18 protein-coding genes are annotated in these 21,522 nt (G+C 62.5%); 11 read left to right on the forward strand and 7 right to left on the reverse strand.

The features are described from left to right. Window positions 1-60: 60 nt before the first annotated feature. Window positions 61-576 carry a hypothetical protein gene (locus L6418_RS04270; protein WP_237248235.1) on the reverse strand — a complete coding sequence of 172 codons (516 nt, stop codon included), beginning with the start codon at window positions 574-576 and terminating at the stop codon, window positions 61-63. Between the two features lie 154 nt (window positions 577-730). Here L6418_RS04270 and greB point away from each other — a divergent pair, with 154 nt between their 5' ends. The 3 genes from greB to L6418_RS04285 all read left to right on the forward strand — a co-directional run bounded on the left by greB (window position 731) and on the right by L6418_RS04285 (window position 2,612). After that, entirely contained in the window at window positions 731-1,291 is a 561-nt protein-coding gene (greB, locus tag L6418_RS04275) for a transcription elongation factor GreB (protein WP_237248236.1), read from the forward strand. Window positions 1,292-1,371: 80 nt separating this feature from the next. Continuing rightward, complete coding sequence (locus L6418_RS04280; RefSeq protein ID WP_237248237.1) at window positions 1,372-1,713, forward strand: hypothetical protein; 342 nt, start codon at window positions 1,372-1,374, stop codon at window positions 1,711-1,713. 8 nt (window positions 1,714-1,721) lie between these two features. Then, complete coding sequence (locus L6418_RS04285) at window positions 1,722-2,612, forward strand: DMT family transporter (protein ID WP_237248238.1); 891 nt, start codon at window positions 1,722-1,724, stop codon at window positions 2,610-2,612. Between the two features lie 30 nt (window positions 2,613-2,642). On the opposite strand, the gene L6418_RS04290 is transcribed toward L6418_RS04285, so the two are convergent. Beyond that, a complete protein-coding gene (locus L6418_RS04290) occupies window positions 2,643-3,728 on the reverse strand; it encodes a hypothetical protein (RefSeq protein WP_237248239.1) in 1,086 nt (361 codons plus the stop codon). 393 nt (window positions 3,729-4,121) lie between these two features. On the opposite strand from L6418_RS04290, the gene L6418_RS04295 reads away from it, so the two are divergent. The 4 genes from L6418_RS04295 to L6418_RS04310 all read left to right on the forward strand — a co-directional run bounded on the left by L6418_RS04295 (window position 4,122) and on the right by L6418_RS04310 (window position 13,237). Next, entirely contained in the window at window positions 4,122-8,390 is a 4,269-nt protein-coding gene (locus L6418_RS04295) for a PAS domain S-box protein (RefSeq protein WP_237248240.1), read from the forward strand. A 126-nt stretch (window positions 8,391-8,516) separates the two neighbouring features. Further along, window positions 8,517-9,212, forward strand: a complete 696-nt coding sequence (locus L6418_RS04300; RefSeq protein WP_237248241.1) for a TetR/AcrR family transcriptional regulator — start codon at window positions 8,517-8,519, stop codon at window positions 9,210-9,212. Between the two features lie 12 nt (window positions 9,213-9,224). Further along, window positions 9,225-10,157: an efflux RND transporter periplasmic adaptor subunit gene (locus tag L6418_RS04305; RefSeq protein WP_237248242.1), complete on the forward strand. Its 933-nt coding sequence runs from the start codon at window positions 9,225-9,227 to the stop codon at window positions 10,155-10,157. Beyond that, window positions 10,154-13,237, forward strand: coding sequence for an efflux RND transporter permease subunit (locus tag L6418_RS04310; RefSeq protein WP_237248243.1), 3,084 nt, complete (start codon window positions 10,154-10,156; stop codon window positions 13,235-13,237). Before L6418_RS04305 ends, L6418_RS04310 begins: the two co-directional genes overlap by 4 nt. 17 nt (window positions 13,238-13,254) lie before the next feature. Here L6418_RS04310 and L6418_RS04315 read toward each other — a convergent pair whose 3' ends face one another. From L6418_RS04315 to purM, 5 genes are read right to left on the reverse strand one after another with little or no spacing between them, the layout of a single operon-like run. After that, window positions 13,255-14,526: an RsmB/NOP family class I SAM-dependent RNA methyltransferase gene (locus L6418_RS04315; protein WP_237248244.1), complete on the reverse strand. Its 1,272-nt coding sequence runs from the start codon at window positions 14,524-14,526 to the stop codon at window positions 13,255-13,257. Next, window positions 14,513-15,538, reverse strand: a complete 1,026-nt coding sequence (locus L6418_RS04320) for a DUF3108 domain-containing protein (RefSeq protein ID WP_237248245.1) — start codon at window positions 15,536-15,538, stop codon at window positions 14,513-14,515. The genes L6418_RS04315 and L6418_RS04320 overlap by 14 nt, the downstream gene beginning before the upstream one ends. Next, on the reverse strand, window positions 15,535-16,239 hold the full coding sequence (locus L6418_RS04325) for a DUF3108 domain-containing protein (RefSeq protein ID WP_237248246.1): 705 nt from the start codon (window positions 16,237-16,239) through the stop codon (window positions 15,535-15,537). The genes L6418_RS04320 and L6418_RS04325 overlap by 4 nt, the downstream gene beginning before the upstream one ends. A 3-nt stretch (window positions 16,240-16,242) precedes the next feature. Next, window positions 16,243-16,881 (reverse strand): phosphoribosylglycinamide formyltransferase, encoded by a 639-nt coding sequence (purN, locus tag L6418_RS04330; protein WP_237248247.1) that lies wholly within the window; start codon window positions 16,879-16,881, stop codon window positions 16,243-16,245. A gap of 3 nt (window positions 16,882-16,884) precedes the next feature. Then, on the reverse strand, window positions 16,885-17,928 hold the full coding sequence (gene purM, locus L6418_RS04335) for a phosphoribosylformylglycinamidine cyclo-ligase (protein WP_237248248.1): 1,044 nt from the start codon (window positions 17,926-17,928) through the stop codon (window positions 16,885-16,887). Window positions 17,929-18,105: 177 nt separating this feature from the next. Here purM and hda point away from each other — a divergent pair, with 177 nt between their 5' ends. The 4 genes from hda (at window position 18,106) to folK (ending at window position 21,472) form a co-directional block, all read left to right on the forward strand. Beyond that, a complete protein-coding gene (gene hda / locus L6418_RS04340; RefSeq protein ID WP_237248249.1) occupies window positions 18,106-18,759 on the forward strand; it encodes a DnaA regulatory inactivator Hda in 654 nt (217 codons plus the stop codon). Between the two features lie 150 nt (window positions 18,760-18,909). Then, entirely contained in the window at window positions 18,910-19,572 is a 663-nt protein-coding gene (locus tag L6418_RS04345; protein ID WP_237248250.1) for an HAD family phosphatase, read from the forward strand. Window positions 19,573-19,646: 74 nt separating this feature from the next. Beyond that, window positions 19,647-20,990, forward strand: a complete 1,344-nt coding sequence (gene pcnB / locus L6418_RS04350; protein WP_237248251.1) for a polynucleotide adenylyltransferase PcnB — start codon at window positions 19,647-19,649, stop codon at window positions 20,988-20,990. Next, a complete protein-coding gene (folK, locus tag L6418_RS04355; protein WP_237248252.1) occupies window positions 20,990-21,472 on the forward strand; it encodes a 2-amino-4-hydroxy-6-hydroxymethyldihydropteridine diphosphokinase in 483 nt (160 codons plus the stop codon). The genes pcnB and folK overlap by 1 nt, the downstream gene beginning before the upstream one ends. The last annotated feature ends 50 nt before the right edge of the window (window positions 21,473-21,522 follow it).

Genomic DNA, 21,522 nt, shown 5'->3' on the forward strand with positions numbered 1-21,522 from the left:
CCGGGGTGGGCTGCCGGTTGTCGCGAACGCGACAATCGGCAGTCGATGCGACAGTCAGGATCAGACAGGTCCGCGTCCTGCGCGCTTGAGTTCGACCGTCCGTTTCAGGGCTTCATCGAACGGGACCTTGTCGCCCTTCGGCTTGTAGTCGGTCAGGGCCTGGTAGACCGTGACGATCTTCTCCGTCGCCGACTGCCCCTTGAAGTCGCCCTTGTCCAGCGCGGCGATGTCGATCAGCTCGTTCCAGATCAGTCCTTCCTGCATGCCGATGGCGGCGATGGACAGGCCGTCGATCTCGATCACCAGCGGCTTGCCGATGTTGACTACGAACAGGATGATGCGGACATCCGGGGCGAAATCGGCCCGATAGTAATCCAGCACCTTCGGCAGCAGGGCGAGTTCGTCGAGGCTGCCGACGTACAGTTTGATCCGGTCCTTTTCCGCCAGCACGATGGTGTTCTTGATGGTGGCGGTGGGCGGCTTGCGGTGGCCGAGCGCGTCGCCGATCTCGCCCAGCTCCAGCACCAGGTCGCCGCGATAGGCGGCATAAGCCCCCTCGGATTCTTTGAAGTTCATGTTGAACAGCAAACTTTTTTGTTCGTAAGTGTCGAATAGCATGGTGCACCTTGTCGTGTTGAATGATGGAGTGCCAAATTCAGCAATATCCGTACCACTACCGCAGGCGTTTTTTCAGTTACTATTTGGCAGAGACCAAAACGCTGCAATGAACATGAGCAAAGCCTTCACCCGTGAAACCGACGACGATGACGACGATGCGGGGCCGTCATTGCCCGCCATCCCCGCCGGCAGCAAGAACTACATCACCCCGGCGGGCTACCGCCGCCTGAAAGAGGAATACATGCACCTGCTGGATGTGGAACGTCCGGCGCTGGTGCAGACCGTGGCCTGGGCGGCTTCCAACGGCGACCGCTCGGAGAACGGGGACTATATCTATGGCAAGAAGCGGCTGCGCGAGATCGACCGCCGCCTGCGCTTCCTTGCCAAGCGACTGGAAAATTCCGAGGTGATCGATCCGGAACAGCGCCGGGGCTGCGAACAGGTGTTCTTTGGCGCGACGGTCACGGTGTGCCACGGCGACGGCACGGAGCGGACCTACAGCATCGTCGGCATCGACGAGGCGGATGCCGGCAGCGGGCTGATCAGCTGGGTGTCGCCGCTGGCGCGTACGCTGCTCAAGGCGCGCGTGGAGGATGCCGTGATGTTGCGCCTGCCCGACGGCGTGGAAGAACTGGTGGTGGTCGAGATCGTCTACCAGAGTATCGAGTTGTAAATGTCCTGATGCCGGTCTGTCACCAAGCGGGCGACCGGGTATGTGCCGATATCGTGAAAACATTTCGCCGGAGGTGATCCATGAAGACGCAGGTTTATATATTGCTGGCAATACTGGTGTGCGGTCTGGCGGCGGGGCCGGCGAATGCGAACACCGTGATCGGGGCGGTCTCCTGCGCGCAATGGCAGGACAGGAAGAACAGGCCCGCCGATGCCGAGGCGTATGCGGTCTGGCTCAATGGCTATCTCTCCGGGGCGAATGGCATGTACGGCGAGATGCTCGCGCGGGACTTCATCCGGAACTCGGACAAGATCTCGATCCAGGACTGGACGGATGTGTATTGCGACAAACATCCCAAGGCGATGCTGCAGGATAGCGCAGACGCACTGGTCAAGCTGCTGATCCGGGACCTGCCGTTCTGAAGCAGCGGATGCCGGCAACCAGCACAGCGCGATCCCGTACGCGCATCATTGCCCTGACGTCGCTGGCGATGCTCGCGTTCGCCGGCAATTCGCTGCTGTGCCGCGTCGCATTGCGGCATTCCGGCATCGATGCGGCGAGTTTCACCGCGATCCGGCTGGCCGCCGGTGCGGCGGTGCTGTGGCTGGTCGTGCGGATGCAGCGCGGCGCGCTCCCGGGCCAGGGCAACTGGTGGTCGGCGCTTGCGTTATTCGCCTATGCGGCTGGGTTTTCCTTTGCCTATGTGAGCCTTCCCGCCGCCACCGGCGCATTGTTGCTGTTCGGCGCTGTGCAGGCAACGATGATCGGATACGGCATCCGGGCGGGAGAAAGGCTGCAAAAAATACAGCTGGCGGGCCTTGTGCTTGCGCTCGCCGGACTGGTCGGCCTGCTGCTGCCGGGACTGTCCGCGCCGCCATTGCTTGGCTCCTTGTTGATGCTGGGCGCCGGTGTCGCGTGGGGCGTGTATTCCTTGCGCGGGAAGGGGGCCGGCGATCCGACCAGGGTGACCGCCGGGAATTTCTTGCGAGCAGCCGCGATTGCCGCTTTCTTGAGCCTGTCGCTGCATGATGCTGCTGCCGTGGATGGCGCCGGATTGTTGTACGCGGTATTGTCCGGTGCGCTGGCCTCCGGGATCGGCTATGCCGTCTGGTACACCGTGCTGCCCGCGCTGAAAGCGACGCATGCGGCGACCGTACAGCTGAGCGTCCCGGTGCTGGCCGCGGTCGGCGGGGTCGCATTCCTGGCCGAACCGCTCACGCTGCGTCTGGCATTCGCATCTGTCGCCATACTCGGCGGAATCGCGCTGGTCATCCTGGAGAAACCGGATGCTCCCGCCGATCGATCTGCGCCGCGCAACTGAAACGCAGCCGACTACCGGCTCGCAGAGGCTTTATGGTTTCGACACCAGGCGGTAATCCGCCGGCACCGTGAACAGGCTGTCGTGCAGCTGGTCGAGCTTGAGCGATTTGACCTCGACGGTGAACGACAATATCGGCTCGCCCTCGGCCGCTTTCATCGTCTCTTCGGTCTTCTGTTTTGCGAACATCCCGGTCAGGCCGGAAACCAGTCCTTGCGGGCTGGCCGAGATCGATTCCTGGCGGGCCGGCTCTTCCCTGGTTTCCTTGGGCGCGCAGGCGTTGCCGTCCATGCTCCATGCCAGATGGGTCGAGATCGGGTATCCCCTGATCTTTTCCATTTGCCTGCCAGCGTCGAGGAACGCCTTGAGATCTGCCTGTTTCAGGGTGCTTGCCATGTATGCCGCGATCAGCTTGGCGGCATCGGACGGGAGTATCTGCTGCTTGCCGGCAGGGGCAACGGCCCCCGCAAATGCGCGGGCGTAGGCTTCTTCCATATTCAGCGCATCGCGTATGGAACGGGACATCGGCGTGGTCCAGATGTCCATGTTCAACGTGCTGGTCGAATTGCGCGCCGCGTTGTCGCGCAGCTTGACCACCCAGGCGACCTGGTATCCGTCCGTGTCGAAACCGTTGATGGTCTTCTTTTGCCCAGTCGCCTTTACCGTGAAGCTGGTGTGCGCGATGCTCATGGTGCAACCGGATTCATGCCGCGCCTTGGGCGGTTGCTGAGTATCGTTTTGTTTGGGCGCTGCCCGCTTCGAGGTTTCGGCGCAACCCTTCAGGGGGCATTCGCTGTATTCCTGTTTTTCAGTGTCGAGCAGCCACTGCAGGTTGCGGTCGATGCGCGAAATCCGGATCCCCGATTTCGATCCGATCAGATAGCCGGAGAAGGTGCCGGTGCCCTTGAACATCGATTCGTCACGGCGCATGTTGCTGCGCACATAACCCAGTTCGGTGCTTTCGGTGGGGAAGAAGCCTTTGATGCCGTTGTTGACGACATGCCGTTCTATCACGGCGGTGGGGTGGAGGGGGGAGTCGTCGGCCACGACGACCGGTTTCGCTGCGCATCCCGCAAGCGCAGCTGCAACGGCGATGGTGCAAAGAGAATTGCGCGACATATCCCCTCCCGTTCGAATTTTCTGCGCCGATTATGAATCTTTTTCGGCCCGCTCGGTAGGATTTGAGCCAGCCGGGGTGTCGTCCGGGATTATGGGGGCGATCAGGCTTGCTGTGTGTGCGGCATCGGGCCGTTGCCTGGAGCCTGTTTTCAACCCCCATTCCCATGCATATCCACATGAGTTTAAAGGGTAATATGGTGCATCGGCGTACGTTCGATTGGTCGGGTTAGTTGTTATAATCCGGCCAGTGCATGATTGATTCCCTGTTCACCCTGCAAGGCCGTTCGATGCCGGCATGGCATGGATAGCCGGAACCTTCCTACATATAAAAATTATTCATCTCCCACTCCGGGCATTTCGGTTCGACTGCATGGGCAGGCGAAATGGCGATTCATGGGCAACGACATTCAAACATCGATACCTTCCGGTCAGTTCCTGATCGATCAATCCCAGGCGAGCAAATGGAAGAATTACGGCCGCTACCTGCCCTGGCTGGTGCTGATGGTTTCGTTGATCGCCACCTACCTGCTATGGAATGTGCAGGAACAGGCGGTCGAGCAGAACGCCAGGGATTATTTCGACTTCCGCGTGAACGACACGGTCGACAAGACGGAGAACCGGCTGCATCTGTATCAGGAGGCCCTGCGCGGGGCGCAAGCCCTGTTTGATGCCACCGGCGAAGTCGATCGGGACGAGTTCAGGAAATATGTAGCGAGCCTGAATCTGGGCACGACATACCCCGGCATCCAGGGCATCGGTTTTTCGCTGCGTATCGCGCCGCGGGAATTGCCAGGCCATATCGCCTCCATGCGCAGGCAAGGCTTTCCCGACTACACAGTCAGGCCCGCGGGCGCGCGCGAGTCCTATACCTCGATCATCTATCTGGAACCGTTCGATTGGCGCAACCGGCGGGCTTTCGGCTATGACATGTATTCGGAGTCGGTGCGGCGCGGAGCGATGGAGGCCGCGCGCGATACCGCGCAGGCCGCGATGTCGGGCAAGGTGGAACTGGTTCAGGAGACCAGCCAGGATGTGCAAGCCGGATTCCTGCTCTATTTCCCGGTTTACCGCGGAGGGACGCCGCATGCCACGCTGGCCGAGCGGCGTGCCAATCTGGCCGGATGGGTCTATTCGCCGTTCCGCATGGGCGACTTGATGCGCGGCATTTTCGGAGAGCGCGCCAACGAACTGGACATCCGTTTCCATGATGGAAACGAGATATCCGGCCCCACCCTGATGTACGAATCCGGTTCCGGCCACAATCCCGATCCGCGCTTCCTGGCGATCCGGCATCTGCAGATCGCCGGCCATGAATGGACCATGCAGATCGGTTCCCAGCCGGCCATGGAGGCGCGATTCAACACCAGCCAGCCTTACTGGATCGCGGCCGGCGGGGGCGTGGTCAGCCTGCTGCTCGCGCTGATCACCTGGCTGACGATCAATGGCCGCAGGCGCGCCATCCAGCTTGCGGTCGATCTCAACCAGAGCCTGATCGACAGCAGGGAGGCGCTGCAGCAGGAGAACGAAAAAAACCTGGCGCTGTTGCGCAATGCCAGCGACGGGATCCATATTCTCGATGCTGCCGGCAATGTGATCGAGGCCAGCGACTCGTTCTGCAGCATGCTGGGTTACCGGCGCGATGAAGTGATCGGGATGAATGTGTCGCAGTGGGATGCGGGATTCGAGGATGCCGGCCAGTTGCGTGCCGTCGTCAAAAAGCAGTTCGATTATCCGGCCCGATCCCAGTTCGAAACGCGCCACAGACGCCGGGACGGTACGATCTTCGACGTGGAGGTGAGCGGGTTTGCGCTCATGCTGGGCGGCAAGCCGGTGCTGTTCAACTCTTCGCGCGACATCACGGAACGCAAGCAGCTGCAGAGGCATTTGCAGGAGGAGCGCGATTTCGTCGCCGCCATCCTGCAGTCCGCCGGCCCCCTGATCCTGGTGCTCGACCGCCATGGCTCCATCGTCCGCTTCAACCGTGCGGCGGAAGAATTCACCGGCTACCGTTTCGACGAAGTCAGGGACAGGCCCTACTTCTGGCGCAAGTTCCTGCCGCCCTGGCAGCAGGCTGGGGTCGAGCACGTGTTCGAGTCGGCCCTGGCCGGACAGATCTCGACAAACTACGAGAACTTCTGGATGAGCCGCGACGGGAAGGTGCGGCTGTTCAACTGGACGAACGCACTGATCCTGGACGGCAGCGGCAAGGCCAGTTTCCTGATCGCCATCGGCAACGACATCACCGAGAAACGGAAAGCGGAAGATCTGGTGGTCGAGAACGAGCAGCGCCTGCTGGAGATACTCAACCTGAGCCCCATCGCCGTGCGGATCGCTTCCAGACAGGAGCGGAAAGTGCTGTTCTGCAATGCCGGCTATGCAGAACTGATCAGGAATCCCAATGCCATCGGCGACGATCCCGGGAAGTATTACGCCAGAGAGGATGAATACGACGAGATCCTGGCCGAACTGTCGCGCGGAAAGCCCATCATCAACCGCGAGGTCCAGCTGCATATCCCCGGCAGCGGTTCGGTCTGGACGCTCGCCTCCTATATGCCGATCAGGTATCGCGGCGAAGATGCGGTGCTGGGCTGGTTCTACGATATCACCGAGCGCAAGCTGTATACCGTCAGGCTGTTCCAGAGCGAGATGGAGTACCGTCACCTGATCGAATTGCTGCCCTATGGCGTCCTCATCCATCGCGACGGAAAGGTGCTCTTCGCCAACCAGACGGCGGCAACGCTGTTGCGGGCCGGGGAGTCCGAAAGCCTGGTCGGCACCCAGGTACTGCAGCTGGTGCATCCCGATTATCGGGGCATCGTCATGCAGCGCGCCCGCGCCGCCATCGAGCAGGGGGAGAACTCGGCGGTGATCGAGGAAAAACTGGTCAGGCTGGACGGCAGCGTGTTTTACGCCGAGGTTGGTGCCATCTCGGTGCTGTTCGAGAATCAGCCGGCCTCGCTCGCCGTATTTGTGGACGTCACGCAACGCAAGCAGAACGAGGACGAGTTGCGCCTTGCGGCATCGGTGTACCGGAGCAGCAGCGAAGGCATGCTGATCACGGATGCCGAGTCGCGCATCGTCGCGATCAATCCTGCCTTCACCAAGCTGACAGGCTATACGGCGGAGGAGGTGATCGGGCAGACGCCGCGGATCCTGAAATCCGGCCTGCAGTCGAAGGAGTTCTATCAGGACATGTGGCTGCAGTTACAGGCAGCCGGGCATTGGCGCGGCGAACTGTGGAACCGGCGCAAGGACGGGAACGTGTATGCGGAACACCTGACCATCAATGTGGAGAAGCGCGACGACGGCAGCGTGCATCGCTATGTGGCGCTGTTCTCGGATATCACCGAGCAGAAGAAGAAGGAAGAGCAGATCTGGCGCCATGCCAACTTCGATACCTTGACGGGGCTGCCCAACCGGCGCCTGTTCCTTGATCGCCTTGAACAGGAAACCAGGAAGTCCGCCAGGACGGGACATTCCCTCGGGCTGCTGTTCATCGACCTGGACCGCTTCAAGGAGGTCAACGACACGCTGGGACATGCCAAGGGCGATGCGTTGCTGATCGAGGCGACCAGGCGCATCCGCAAACACATACGCGAGACGGATACGCTCGCCCGCCTGGGCGGCGACGAATTCACCGTCATCCTGCCGGAATATGCCGAGACCGCGAACATAGACCGCATCGTGCAGAACGTCCTGCGCGAACTCGCCAGCCCTTTCGATCTGGGCGATGGGGATTTCGGGCATGTGTCGGCCAGCGTCGGCATCACGCTCTATCCTGAAGATGCGGGCAACCTGGAGGAGCTCCTGCAGCATGCCGACCAGGCCATGTATGCCGCCAAGGATGCCGGGCGCAACGGATTCAGCTACTTCACCACGTCCTTGCAGCAGGAGGCGCAGGAAAAGATGCGCCTGACGAACGACCTGCGCCAGGCGCTCGCGAGGAACGAACTGGCGGTCTACTACCAGCCTATCGTCGAAGCTGCGAGCGGCAGGATAGTCAAGGCCGAGGCGCTGTTGCGCTGGAACCATCCCGTCCGGGACATGATCAGCCCGGCCACCTTCGTTCCGTTGGCCGAAGAATCCGGCCTGATACTGGAGATCGGCGAATGGGTGTTCATCGAGGCGATCAAGGCAGTCGAACAATGGAAGCACAGCACCGGTCTTCTGGTCCAGGTGAGTGTGAACAAATCGCCGATCCAGTTCGTCCGTGCCGAGCGGCATCCCTGGCATGAGCGATTGGTCCGTTCGGGCCTGCCGCCTTCCAGCATCGCCGTGGAGATCACCGAGGGGTTGCTGATCACGGATTCGATCAGGGTCAGGAACGAGCTGGTCGAGTTCAAGAAGCTGGGGATCGAGGTGTCGATCGACGATTTCGGCACCGGTTTCTCGGCGCTCTCCTACCTGACGCAGTTCGACATCGATTACCTGAAGATAGACCGCTCTTTCGTCAAGGATGGCAATGAAGTCGAATCCAGCAAGGCTTTGATCGAGGCCATCATCGTGATGGCGCACAAGCTCGGCATCAAGACCATCGCCGAAGGTGTCGAGACCGCGGCGCAGCGGGATATGCTGGTCGGGCTGGGCTGCGATTACCTGCAGGGCTACCTGTATTCGCATGCCGTGTCGCCGGCCGAGTTCGAAAAACTGCTCGCCCGCTGACCGGCGGGTCAGCCCTCGGAATAAATTCAGTCGCTTGACTTAAGCAAATGACTGAATTACCTTGGGCGTCCCTCCACGGACCCGGGCCGCGATGTGACCGCCAAAAAAGAAAACAGGTGCCTGTTGATGCAGACAGCGCTGCGCGTGCTCGGGCATCAGCCTGCCGCCCAGGAAGAGACGCGCTGGCGTTTGCTGCAGGCGGCGAGCGAGGTGTTCGCCGAGGTCGGCTACCATGCGGCAACGACACGCGCGATATGCAAGCGCGCCGGCGTCAATCTGGCTTCCATCCATTATCACTTCGGGGACAAGGCGGAGCTGTACCGCGAGGTGTTCCGCCTGCCTTTCCTGAACGAATGCAACACGTTCAACACGCTCGACATCGCGAGCGTCTCTCTCGAACAGGGGCTGCATGCCTTTTACCAGTGGTTCTTTCCGCCGGTCGCCGAGGAAGACCCGATGCTGCAGTTGTTCATGCGCTTGCACGCGCGCGAGGAGGCCGAACCCAGCGGTGTGCTGGGCGATGCGATGATGCAGGCGTTCCGGCCGAGTCACGAGAAACTGCAGGCGCTGTTATGCCGCGAGTTCGGTTTGAAGAAGCCGGATGCCGAGGTCGACCGCATCACCTTTGCGCTGCTCGGTATGGCCACCTTTTATTTCCACAATCGTGCGGCCGTCAGCAATTTCGCCCCGAAGCTGATCGCTGGACAGAAGGCCAGCGAGGCGATGGCGGAAAGGCTGGTCGATTATGCGGCGGCGCTGATCGAGGCGGATCGCAAGCGCCGTACGGTTGTTGCACGAACAAAAGCCCAACGCGAATCATAAGGAACAAGAGCAATGATCCAGACCAGCAAACATGCCCCCAGGATATCCAGGATCGCCCTGACGACGCTGCTCGTGGCCGGGGCGATCGCCTGGATGCTCGATAGCGGCCGCTCCAGTGCCGAGCCCGCTGCAACTGCGGTAAGCCGTCCTGCGCTGACGGTGCGTACCACGATGCTGCACGAAGACAAATGGGGACGCACACTGACGGCCAACGGCAGCATTGTGCCGTGGCAGGAGGCGATCATCAGCGCGCAGGTGCAGGGCGTGCGCCTCGCCGAGGTGAAGGCCAGCATCGGCGACCATGTGAAGCAGGGCGATGTGCTGGTGACGCTGGATAACTTCGCGCGCCTCAGCGACGACCCGAACGCATCCCATTCCGCACAAGGCCGCATCGTCGCACCCTATGACGGGGTCATCTCCGCAGCCAGCGCCAATTCCGGCTCCATGTCGCAGCCGGGGGCGGAACTGTTCCGGCTGATCCGCAACGGGCGGCTGGAATGGCGTGCCGAACTGACCGCCGAGGAACTGATGCTGCTGCGCAAGGGCATGGCGGCCGAAGTCGCCGTCGGGGAAGGCCGCGTCATCAAGGGTACGGTGCGCGCCATCTCGCCCGCGGTGAATCTGCAGACACGCTACGGTTATGCGCTGGTCACCCTGCCCGACAGCTCGGGCGTCGTTGCCGGCCTGTTCGCACGCGGCACGTTCGACATCAGCGGCAAGAAGGCGTTGTGGTCGTTGCCGCAGGCGGCCGTGCTGCAACGCGGCAGCAAGACTTTCGTGCTGGTCGTGGGCGCTGACAACCATGTGCACGAGCGCGAAGTGGCGGTCGGCCAGCGCAATGGCGACCGGGTCGAGATCAGGCAGGGGCTCAAGCAGGGCGAGCCGGTGGTCGAGAGCGGAGGGGCGTTCCTGACCGAGGGCGACGTCGTGCAGGTGGTGAAATGAACGTTTCCTCCTGGTCGATACGCAACCCCATTCCGGCGGTACTCGGTTTTGCGATGCTCACGTTCCTCGGCGTGATGTCGTTCAAATCCATGAAGATCCAGTTGTTCCCCGACATCGACCTGCCGACGGTGATGGTCACGGCCTCGATGCCGGGTGCCTCCCCCGACCAGATGGAGGCCGAGGTGGCGCGCAAGATCGAGAACGCGCTGGCCAGTGCGCAGGGCCTGAAGCATCTGTATACCCACGTCACCGACGGCACTGCCGTCATCTCTGCCGAGTTCAGGCTGGAACGCGATACGCGCGAGGCGCTGGAAGATGTGCGCTCGACGGTGACGCGCATCCGCAGCGACCTGCCGAAGGAGATGCTCGATCCGGTGGTCACCAAGGTGGAGCTGAGCGGCAAGCCGATCGTCACTTATACCATCGCCGACCCTGAGATGAGCGAGGAAGAACTGTCCTGGTTTGTCGACAACAACATCACCAAATTGCTGCTCGGCGTGAAAGGTGTCGGGGCGGTCAACCGTGTCGGCGGGGTGACGCGCCAGATTCGCGTCGAACTCGATCCGGCCAAACTGCTGGCGCTGAACATCACCGCCACGGAAGTGTCCACGCAGCTGAACAAGATCCAGCAGGAAGCGCCGGGCGGGCGCACCGATCTCGGCGGCATGGAACAATCCGTGCGCACCCTGGCGACGGTGCAGACGGCCGAACAGCTGGCGCAGATGGAGATCAGCATCCGCGATGGCCGCCGCATCAGGCTGGACCAGGTGGCAGACGTCAGCGATTCCATCGCCGAACGCCGTTCCGCTGCACTGCATGACGGCAAGGAAGTGGTCGGTTTCGAGATCATCCGTTCGCTCGGTGCCAGCGATGTCGAAGTGGGCAACGGGGTGGCCAGGGCGCTGGAAAGCCTGAAACAAACGCACCCGAAGGTCACCGTGGAGCGCGTGTTCAATACGGTCGACCAGGTCTATGAGACCTACAAGGGCTCGATGGAGATGATCTTCGAGGGCTCCCTGCTGGCGGTGATCGTGGTGATCTTCTTCCTGCGCAACACGCGTGCCACCATCGTGGCGGCGACGGCCTTGCCGCTGGCGGTCATTCCGACGTTCGCACTGATGCATGTGTTCGGCTTCACCATCAACCTGGTGACCTTGCTGGCGTTGTCGCTGGTGGTCGGGGTGCTGGTGGACGATGCCATCGTCGAGATCGAGAACATCATGCGCCACCTGGAGATGGGCAAGACGCCCTACCAGGCGGCGATGGAGGCGGCCGACGAGATCGGCATGGCGGTGATCGCGACGACCTTCACGCTGGTCGCGGTGTTCCTGCCGACGGCCTTCATGAGCGGGATTCCGGGCAAGTTCTTCGTGCAGTTCGGCTGGACGGCGGCCGTGGCAGTGTTGTTCTCGCTGGTGGTGGCGCGTCTGCTGACGCCGATGATGTCGGCCTATTTCCTGCGTCCGCGCGAGCTGCATGCGATGCCGAAATGGCTGCAGATCTACCTGACCTGGGCGCAGTGGTGCTTGCACAACCGCAAGAAGACGCTGGCCTTCACCGCGGTGTTCTTCGTCGGCTCGTTCGTGCTGGCCGGGACCCTGCCCACCGCCTTCCAGCCCAAGGACAACCTGTCGCAGACCCAGGTGACGCTGACCCTGCCGCCGGGGACCCGCTTCGACCAGACTTACGCCATGGCCGAACAGGCGCGCAACATCATCATGCAGAACCCAAACGTGACGCTGGTCTATACCGCCATCGGCGCAGGTTCGACCGGGGGGAATGTGTTCGAGCCGAGCGGCGCATCCGATGTGCGCAAGGCCACGTTGTCCATCCAGCTCAAGCCCAGGGGCGAGCGCAAGCTGCGCAAGCAGCAGATCGAGGACCAGTTGCGCGAGGCGCTGATGGCGCTGCCCGGGGTGCGGTTCAAGGTCGGACTCGGGTCTTCTTCCGACAAATACCAGCTGGTGCTGACCAGCGAGAACAGCGAATTGCTCGCCAGCTATGCGCTGAAAGTGGGGCAGGAGCTGCGCACCATCCATGGCATCGGCAACGTGGTGTCCAATTCCAGCGTGCTGCGCCCGGAACTGGTGGTGCGTCCGGACTTTGCCCGTGCGGCCGATCTGGGAGTGACCTCCAGCCAGATCGCCGAAACCCTGCGCGTGGCCACCAACGGCGATTACGACCAGTCGCTGGCCAAGCTCAACCTGACTGACCGGCAGCTGCCCATCGTGGTGAAGCTGCGCGACGATGCCCGCCAGGACATTCAACTGCTGTCGCATCTGGTGGTGCAGGGCTCGCGCGGGCCGGTATTGCTGGGCAGCGTGGCTAACCTCAGCCTGGAGAGCGGTCCGGCCGAGATCGACCGTTACGACCGCCAGCGCAACATCTCGTTCGAGATCGAGCTGGCCGGGCAGCCGCTGGGCAAAGTGCAGGCCGCCGTGCTGGCCCTGCCATCCATCAGGAACATGCCTGCCGGGATCGAGCTGGCGCCGGTCGGCGATGCGGAGATGATGCAGGAACTGTTTGCCAGCTTCGGCCTGGCGATGTTCACCGGCGTGATGTGCATCTATATCGTGCTGGTGCTGCTGTTCCGGGATTTCATGCAGCCGGCGACGATCCTGTGGGCGCTGATCCTGTCGATCCCCGGTGCCTTCCTGGCCTTGTTCCTGACCCATACCGCGATCTCGATGCCGTCGATGATCGGCATCATCATGCTGATGGGCATCGCCACCAAGAACTCGATCCTGCTGGTGGAATACGCCATCGTCTCGCGGCGCGAACGCGGCATGAACCGTACCGAGGCGTTGCTGGATGCATGCAAGAAACGCGCGCGTCCCATCGTGATGACCACCATGGCGATGGGCGCCGGCATGATGCCGGTGGCGCTCGACCTCGGCGTGGGCGACGGCAGCTTCCGCTCGCCGATGGCGATCGTGGTGATCGGCGGGTTGATCACCTCGACTTTCCTGAGCCTGCTGGTGATCCCGGTGGTATTCACCTATGTGGACGATTTCATCGTCTGGCTGCGATCCATGGCCGACAGGTTCAGGACGGCGGGAACACCGCAGCAGGTGTCCTAGCGGGGGCCGGCCGCCGGTCAGGTGCCCGTGCGTTCCAGCACGGCGGCGAAGAATCCGTCGGTACCGTGCAGTTGCGGGGTCAGCTGCAGGTAATCGCCCATCGCCAGGTCGATATGCTGCTGCCGCAACACTTCACCTGCAGGCACCAGCGTGAATGACGGATGGGTGGCGAGGAAGGCTTCCACGATGGCCTGGTTTTCTTCATGCAGCACGCTGCACGTGGCATATACCAGCCGCCCGCCCTGTTTCAGCAGGCGCGCAGCGGATGAGAGGATCGCGGCCTGTTTTTCGTTGAGTTCGGCCACGCTCTGCGCCGATTGGCGGAACTTGAGGTCGGGGTTGCGGCGCAGCGTCCCCAGGCCGCTGCAGGGGGCGTCGACCAGTACGCGGTCGATCTTGCCGGCCAGCCGTTTCACCTTGCTGTCGTTCTCGTGGGCGATCAGCTGCGGCTGCACATTGCTGAGTCCGGAACGTTTCAGCCGTGGCTTGAGGTTGGCCAGGCGTTTCTCCGAGATGTCCCAGGCGTACAGCCTGCCTTGCGAATTCATCAGCGCCCCCAGCATCAGCGTCTTGCCGCCTGCGCCGGCACAGAAGTCGACCACCATGTCGTTGCGCTTGGGCGCGAGCAGCAATCCCAGCAATTGGCTGCCCTCGTCCTGCACCTCGAACTTGCCGGTGAGGAACAGCGCATGCCTGTTCAGCGCCGGCTTGTCCTTCAGGCGGATGCCGACCGGCGACCAGGGCGTGGCCTGCGCGTTCAGCCCCTCGGACTGCAGCGCCTGCAGCACCTCGTTGCGGTTCGCCAGCATCGTGTTCACGCGCAGGTCCAGCGGCGCCGGCTGCTGCATGGCGAGGCCCAGCGCGAGGATGTCCGCTTCGCTGTGGTGTGGGCGCAGCTTGTCGACGATCCAGTCCGGCAGTTCGGCCTGGATGGACAGCGGCAGGGCTTCGCCGGCGACTCCTTTGACCTTGCCCAGCCACTCGGCTTCCTTGGCCTTGAGCAGGGGCTCCAGTTCGCGCAGGTTGTAGCCGCCGAACCTGACCCAGTACGCCAGCGCCATGCGCCGCGCCGTGGCCTGTCCCTTGTCATCGAGCGTGCAGCTGTGTTCGAGCAGCAAACGATGGCGCAAAACGCCGAACAGGGTTTCGGCGACCAGTGCACGTTCATTGGAGCCGATGCGTTCGGCCTGGAAGAAATGGCGCAACACGGCATCGGCCGGATGTTCCATCTTCAATGCGCTACGCAGGGCTTGCACCACCAGGTCGAGACGGTATTCAGTTAACAGCATCGCTTCTTGCTCCTTGTTCTTCCGACACGCGGATGTCGGTGATGACAGCCTCGCCGGTGATATCTCCGTTTCTTTCCAGGAAACGCATCTTGACCGGGAACAATCGATATTCCCGAGCCAGCCATATTTCCAGACCTTCTTCATCGGGGCCATGAATTTTGCGCAAATGCACGGTGAGCAGTTTGCCGAGCGGCGTGTCGATCGTTTCGTTGACGAAGACCGCGAACTGGTATTGCTCGATCTTCTTGCCGTTGCAGACCGAGACGGTGGTGGTTTCCGCGTGGGCCAGCGGCGGGAACTGGTACAGCACGCTCAGGATGTCCTGCGTGTCCGGCGGCAGTTCCATCTCGATGCCATTCGAGAAGCGCGCCTGCTGCGCCGTGCGGTCCAGCTCCACCGCATTGCGCTGGGTGGCGACCTTCTCGATGCGCTCTTCGGTGAACAGCTCGGGATGCAGGCCATCCTTGTCGTAGCTGCCGTTGCTGTACTGGTCCAGTTCGTAGCTCTTGAACAGCCTGGCCAGGCCGACGGTAGTGGTGGTCGATTTCAGCACATAGCGGCCGTCCTTGATCTCGAGCGTATGTATAGCTTCGCCGACGCGGAAATTGCTGGTTCCCTTGTTCACGGCGAAGGTCAGTTGCGCATGCCGGGGCAAGGGCGGGCGTTTGGCGGCATGGTCGGCAGCCGATGCGATGGGTTCGGTCGAGACGGGGGCGCTGGCCGCGACCGCCGCACTGGCAGCCTGCGCGACATCCGGCTGCGGCGATGCCGCCGGCACGGATGCGGTCGAGGAGGGGGCCGGTGGTTGCGCCGCCGCTTTGGGTTTGCGTCTGGGCTTTGGCTTCACCGCTTCGGTCGGCAGCGCTTCGAGTTTGGCGGTCAGGGACGGTAGCGCCGGCCTGAAGCTGGGCAACCGGATCTCCGGTCCCCACAGCATCAGGCCATGCAGCAGCAGGGAAATGCCGATGGCGAGCGCGACGCGGCGCGGCGTGCTGTCCAGCCTGAGTTTCACTGGGTGATGCTCAGTGCGGTGAGGACTTGTGTCAGTTGGTCGCCGCTGTCCTCGGTCAATACGATCTTGCAGGGAACGTTGCCGTTCTCGACCGACAGCCAGATCTCGGTCTTCCAGGCAGTCGCTTCGGGCGGGGTGCTCAGATAGAGCGTTTCCAGCGTCCCCATCGGAACCGACAGCATTTCCCTGGAACGGATCACGTAATGGCGGGTGTCGATCTTGCTGCCGTTGGTGATATGCATGACCAGTTCCTTGTGTTCGTGCAGGAAGGGAATGTAGCGGAACTGGTATTGCACGCTCAGGCGGTCCTGCGTATCCGGCGGCAGCGGTTCGAAACGCTGGCCGTAACGGTCGCTGAGCATGAGGGTGGTCTGGCCCCAGTCGAAACTCGCGGCGGTGTTCTTGAGCGTTTCCTGCGAGCGCCGGTAGATGAAGTTCTGCGGGCGCAGTCCCTGTGCGGTGATATCTCCTTCGCTGACGACATGGAGCGTGTCGGGTTTGAACAGGGCCAGCAGGCCGACCGGCTTGGTCACGCTCTCGATGCGGTAATGGTTGCCGCTGCGCGTGAATTTTTCGGTGATCTCGGCGATCTTCACGCCCTTGGTGGAGACGTCGTAGCTCGCCTCGATGCGCTGGGCCGGCGGGGCGGCGAACAGCGCGGGCGGGATGCAGCACAGCAGCAGGGCGATGTATGAGCGCATGGTCTATTCCACTCCCGGTGAGATGAGTGTCGCTCCCGGCTGCTCCAGGCGGTTGCTGGAGATCCGGCCTTGTTCGTTCAGCCATACCTGGTCGCGGCACAACCAGCGGATGGCTTGCGTGTAGATGCGATGTTCCTCGCGCAGGACCCGGACGGACAGGGTCTGCGGAGTGTCATCGCGCATGACGGGCACGGCGGCCTGGATGATGATGGGGCCGTGATCGAGCGTGGGGGTGACGAAGTGCACCGTGCAGCCGTGTATCTTGATGCCGTCCTGTAGCGCGCGTTCATGCGTGTCGATGCCGGGATAGGCCGGCAGCAGCGACGGGTGGATATTGATCAGCTTGCCGCGATAGCGTTCGACGAACTGGTCGGTAAGGATGCGCATGAAACCCGCCAGTGCGATCACATCGGGGGCATGGCGGTCGATCGCCGCCGCCAGTGCGGTATCGAAGGACGCGCGGTCGGCATAGTCCCGGTGCGGCACGACGGCGGTCGGGATGCCACGCGCCCTGGCGATCTCCAGGCCTTGCGCATCGGCGCGGTTGCTGATCACTGCGGCGATGCGGCAGGGCAGGTTCGCCTCCAGCAGCGCCTGCATGTTGCTGCCGCGACCGGAGATGAGGATGACGATGCTTTTCACGGCTCAGCGGACTTGGGTCTGGTGCTCGTCGCCGTTGCGTGCGCGGATGACGCCGATGCGCGATACAGTCTCGCCGACGGATCGCAGGTGATCGATTGCCGCATCCGCATCCTGCGCGCTGACCACCACCACCATGCCGATGCCGCAGTTGAAGGTGCGGAACATCTCCTGCTGGGCTACATTGCCGCCCTGTTGCAGCCAGTGGAACAGCTTGGGCATCTGCCAGGTCTTGCTGTCGATATCGGCGACCACGTTGGCCGGCAGTACGCGCGGCACGTTCTCGGTGATGCCGCCGCCGGTGATGTGCGCCATGCCCTTCACGGTGATCTTTGCCATCAGGCTCAGCATCGGCTTCACGTACAGGCGGGTCGGCGCCATGATGCAGTCGGCCAGCGTGCGCTCGCCGTCGAACCTGGCGTTCAGATCAGGTTTACTCCGCTCGATGATCTTGCGCACCAGCGAGTAGCCGTTGGAGTGCGCGCCGTTGGAAGCCAGTCCCAGCACCACGTCGCCGGCGACGATATGCTCGCCGGTGATGATCTTGCTCTTTTCCACCACGCCGACGGCAAAGCCGGCCAGGTCGTATTCGCCCACCGGGTACATGCCCGGCATCTCGGCGGTCTCGCCGCCGATCAGCGCACAGCCGGAATCCTCGCAGCCTTTGGCGATGCCCTTGATGACCTCGGTGGCGGCGGGCACGTCGAGCTTGCCGCAGGCGAAGTAGTCGAGGAAGAACAGCGGCTCGGCGCCTTGCACCAGGATGTCGTTCACGCTCATCGCGACGAGGTCGATGCCGACGGTGTCGTGGCGGTTCAATTCGAACGCCAGCTTGAGTTTGGTCCCGACGCCGTCGGTGCCGGAGACCAGCACCGGCTCCCTGAATTTCTTCGAAATCTCGACCAGGCCGCCGAAGCCGCCGATGCCGGACAGGACTTCGGGGCGCATGGTGCGCTTGGCAAAGGGTTTGATGTTCTCGACCAGTTGGTCGCCCGCGTCGATGTCGACCCCGGCGTCGCGGTAGGAAAGGCTGTTGGTGGGCTGGCTCAAGTTGAGTTCTCGCTTTCTTAAAGGTAAAGTGCGGCACGTTTCCAAGCCGCGAATTTTACCCGAAATGACCTCATCCCGCTTCGCTGCCATGTTCCGGCAGACCGCCGCTGTCGTTTTGCCGGCCGGGCTGTACCGCCTGAGTGGCTGCTTGCCGATGTGCAAGGCGTACATCTGGCCATGACGCAATTGCTATTGGGCATCGCCCCGGAATGGATTCCGACGCTGGAAAATTTCGTCGCCGGGCGCAACGGGGAACTGCTTGCCGCGTTGAATCATGCGCTCGCCGCGGCAGCGGGCGATCGCGGACTGTATGTCTGGGGCGAAGCCGGCAGCGGCAAGAGCCATCTGCTGCAGGCGGCGGTGGGGCGTGCCCGTGCATCCGGACTGGCGGCGGTCTATGCCAGCGGTGCAGTGCCCGAAGCCGCACAGGTGGTGGCGGTGGACGATGTGGAAGAACTGGACGATGCAGGGCAGATTGCCTTGTTCTCGCTATACAACCGCCAGCGCGAGAACGGCGGCATGTTGCTGGTGAGCGGCACGCAGGCGCCGGCTTTTCTGGCGCTGCGCGACGACCTGCGCACCCGCCTCGGCTGGGGGCTGGTCTATCAGGTGCATGCGTTGAGCGATGCGGAAAAAGAGCAGGCGCTGCGGCAGCACGCCCTGGCGCGCGGATTCGAATTGCCGCAGGAGGTGACGACCTACCTGTTGCGCCACGGACGTCGCGACCTGCCTGCCCTGCTGGCGACGCTGGACGCGTTGGACGAACATTGCATGCGCCTGAAGCGAGCCGCATCCGTGCCGTTGCTGAAAGAGGTGATGCGCGCCGGTTGAGGGTGGTGGCCCGGTGCCGAATTTTCGAAAGGGATCGGCTGTTGCAGGTACAGCCGTTAGGCGCGGTCAGTCAAGTCTGAAGCTGTTACTGATCGCAAGCTTGGCTGCATGGTGCGTCAGGTTTGGCTTCTTGTTTTGGGGGTGAGAGTGGTGAATCTGGCTTTATTCGATCTGGACAATACCCTGTTGAACGGCGACAGCGACTTCGAATGGTCGCAGTTCCTGATCGAACAGGGCGTGCTCGACCGCGAGCTGTTCGAGGCAAAGAACCTTGCATTCTATGAACAATACAAGGCAGGCACGCTGAACATAGGCGAATTCCTCGATTTCCAGCTCAAGCCCTTGTCGCGCCATGCGCGCAAGTTGCTGGACGAGTGGCACGAGGAATTCATGCGCCGCAAGGTGCGCCCGATGATGGGGGAGAAGGCGCGCGACCTGGTGGCCAGGCACCAGCTGGCAGGCGATGTGTGCGTGATCGTCACCGCCACCAACAGCTTCGTGACCGCTCCCATCGCGCGCGCCTTCGGTGTGGCGCACCTGATCGCGACCGAACCGGAGGAGAACGACGGCGAGTTCACCGGCAATGTCGCCGGGGTACCGAGCTTTCGCGAAGGCAAGGTGGTGCGTCTGGAGAATTGGCTGTCCGGGCGCGGCTGGAATTGGGGAAGCTTCGATGAAACATGGTTTTACAGCGATTCCCTGAATGATTTGCCGCTGCTCTCCAAGGTCCGGCACCCGGTCGCCGTCGATCCCGATGCGACCTTGCGCGCACATGCCGAAAAGCACGGCTGGCCGGTCATCTCCCTGCGCTGAACGGAAGGTCCCGAGGGGCGGTGTATAATTCCGCCTGTCGCCGCATCAACGCGGCGATTTCAACTTTTCTGACGATGATAAAAAGACTGATCAAGCGGGTGTTCGGCAAGACTGTTCCGGCGCGTACGGCGGGCTCGGCGCATGTGATTCCATATGAGATACATAAGGTTAGCCGGGATGGCATCAGCTACGGCGCGCGCCGCGTGACCGACGGCTTGCAGGCCGCCGGATTCAAGGCATTTGTGGTCGGCGGCGCGGTGCGCGACCTGTTGCTGAACCGCCAGCCCAAGGATTTCGATGTCGCCACCGATGCCACGCCGGAGGAGGTGAAACGGGTGTTCCGTCGCGCGCGCATCATCGGCCGGCGTTTCCGCCTGGTGCATGTGATGTTCGGCGAGGAGACGGTGGAGGTTTCCACCTTCCGGCGCGCTATCGATGCGGAAGATGCGGAAACCGACGAGCATGGACGTATCCTGCGCGACAACGAATTCGGCGACCAGGAGCAGGACGCGGCACGGCGCGACTTCACCGCCAATGCGCTGTTCTACGATCCCGCCACGCAGGAGATATTCGATTACCACCGCGGCTACGAAGACATCCGCGCCAACACCCTGCGCATGATCGGCGACCCGGAAGTGCGTTACCGCGAGGATCCGGTGCGCATGCTGCGCGCGGTACGTCTTTCCGCCAAACTGGGCATGAAGCTGGATCCGTCCACCGCGGCACCGATCTCGAAAATGAAGGAATTGTTGAGCAACGTGCCGGAAGCGCGCCTGTTCGACGAGATGCTCAAGCTGCTGCTGTCCGGACACGCCATGCCCTGCATCAAGAAACTGCGCGCGATGGAACTGCACCACGGCATGCTGCCGATGCTGGACGTGATTCTGGAACAGCCGCTGGGCGAGAAATTCGTCATGCTGGCGCTGCAAAGCACCGATCAGCGCATTGCCGAAGAGAAACCGGCATCGCCCGCCTTCCTGTTTGCCGCCTTGTTGTGGCACGAGGTGCTGGCGGCCTGGAAGGGCCGGCAGGAAGCCGGCGAGCGCCCGGTGGCAGCGATGCATGCGGCGATGGATGAGGTGTTGGACAGGCAGCGCGCGCAGCTTGCCATTCCGCGCCGGTACGACACGGTGATGAAGGAGCTATGGCTGCTGCAGCCCCGTTTCGAGCAGCGCGGCGGGCAGCGCCCCTTCCGGCTGCTGGCATTGCCGCGCTTCCGCGCCGCCTACGATTTCCTGATGTTGCGCTGCGAGAGCGGCGAGGTGGATGCAGGACTGGGGGCATGGTGGGAAGAATTCCAGCATGCCGGCGACGAGCGCCGCGCCGAGATGCTGCAGCCAGACAGCGACGGACCCAAGAAACGCCGCCGCCGCAGCAAGAAACCTGCTGCTGTACAGGCGGAATTGCCCATAGACTGATGAAGCATTCGGCATTCATTGGGTTGGGCAGCAATCTGGCCGATCCGCTGGCGCAGGTGTCGAGCGCGCTGGATGCCTTGGGGCGGTTGCCGCAGTTGCGTGTGGTGCGCAGATCTTCGTTATATCGCAGCGCCCCGGTGGGATATCTCGAGCAGCCGGATTTCATCAACGCGGTGGCGCAGCTGGAGACCGGACTGACACCGCGCGCCTTGCTGGATGCGTTGCTGGCGCTGGAGCACGAGTATGGCCGGACGCGCGAATTCTGCAATGCGCCGCGTACGCTGGATCTCGATTTATTGCTGTACGACGACTTGCAGCATCATGAGCACGGGCTGACCATCCCGCATCCGCAGATGCATCTGCGTGCGTTCGTGTTGCAGCCCTTGCTGGAACTCGCACCGGACTGCCTGATCCCGGGGATCGGTCCGGCAGCGGAGGCGGCGCTGCGTTGCGGAGATCAGAAGCTTGAGAAAGTGGTTTAGGCACATGGCGACCGGCCAGTTCGCGGGCCAAGCGCCGATGTTAGAAAGGT

The sequence above is a fragment of the Sideroxyarcus emersonii genome (genome assembly GCF_021654335.1).
GTDB classification, from domain to species: Bacteria; Pseudomonadota; Gammaproteobacteria; order Burkholderiales; family Gallionellaceae; genus Sideroxyarcus; species Sideroxyarcus emersonii.

Excerpts from the sequence above, each read along its gene's own strand:
- L6418_RS04270 (WP_237248235.1), bottom strand. The coding sequence starts at position 576 with ATGAACTTCAAAGAATCCGAGGGGGCTTATGCCGCCTATCGCGGCGAC.
- greB (WP_237248236.1), top strand. The coding sequence starts at position 731 with ATGAGCAAAGCCTTCACCCGTGAAACCGACGACGATGACGACGATGCG.
- L6418_RS04280 (WP_237248237.1), top strand. The coding sequence starts at position 1,372 with ATGAAGACGCAGGTTTATATATTGCTGGCAATACTGGTGTGCGGTCTG.
- L6418_RS04285 (WP_237248238.1), top strand. The coding sequence starts at position 1,722 with ATGCCGGCAACCAGCACAGCGCGATCCCGTACGCGCATCATTGCCCTG.
- L6418_RS04290 (WP_237248239.1), bottom strand. The coding sequence starts at position 3,728 with ATGTCGCGCAATTCTCTTTGCACCATCGCCGTTGCAGCTGCGCTTGCG.
- L6418_RS04295 (WP_237248240.1), top strand. The coding sequence starts at position 4,122 with ATGGGCAACGACATTCAAACATCGATACCTTCCGGTCAGTTCCTGATC.
- L6418_RS04300 (WP_237248241.1), top strand. The coding sequence starts at position 8,517 with ATGCAGACAGCGCTGCGCGTGCTCGGGCATCAGCCTGCCGCCCAGGAA.
- L6418_RS04305 (WP_237248242.1), top strand. The coding sequence starts at position 9,225 with ATGATCCAGACCAGCAAACATGCCCCCAGGATATCCAGGATCGCCCTG.
- L6418_RS04310 (WP_237248243.1), top strand. The coding sequence starts at position 10,154 with ATGAACGTTTCCTCCTGGTCGATACGCAACCCCATTCCGGCGGTACTC.
- L6418_RS04315 (WP_237248244.1), bottom strand. The coding sequence starts at position 14,526 with ATGCTGTTAACTGAATACCGTCTCGACCTGGTGGTGCAAGCCCTGCGT.
- L6418_RS04325 (WP_237248246.1), bottom strand. The coding sequence starts at position 16,239 with ATGCGCTCATACATCGCCCTGCTGCTGTGCTGCATCCCGCCCGCGCTG.
- hda (WP_237248249.1), top strand. The coding sequence starts at position 18,106 with ATGACGCAATTGCTATTGGGCATCGCCCCGGAATGGATTCCGACGCTG.
- pcnB (WP_237248251.1), top strand. The coding sequence starts at position 19,647 with ATGATAAAAAGACTGATCAAGCGGGTGTTCGGCAAGACTGTTCCGGCG.
- folK (WP_237248252.1), top strand. The coding sequence starts at position 20,990 with ATGAAGCATTCGGCATTCATTGGGTTGGGCAGCAATCTGGCCGATCCG.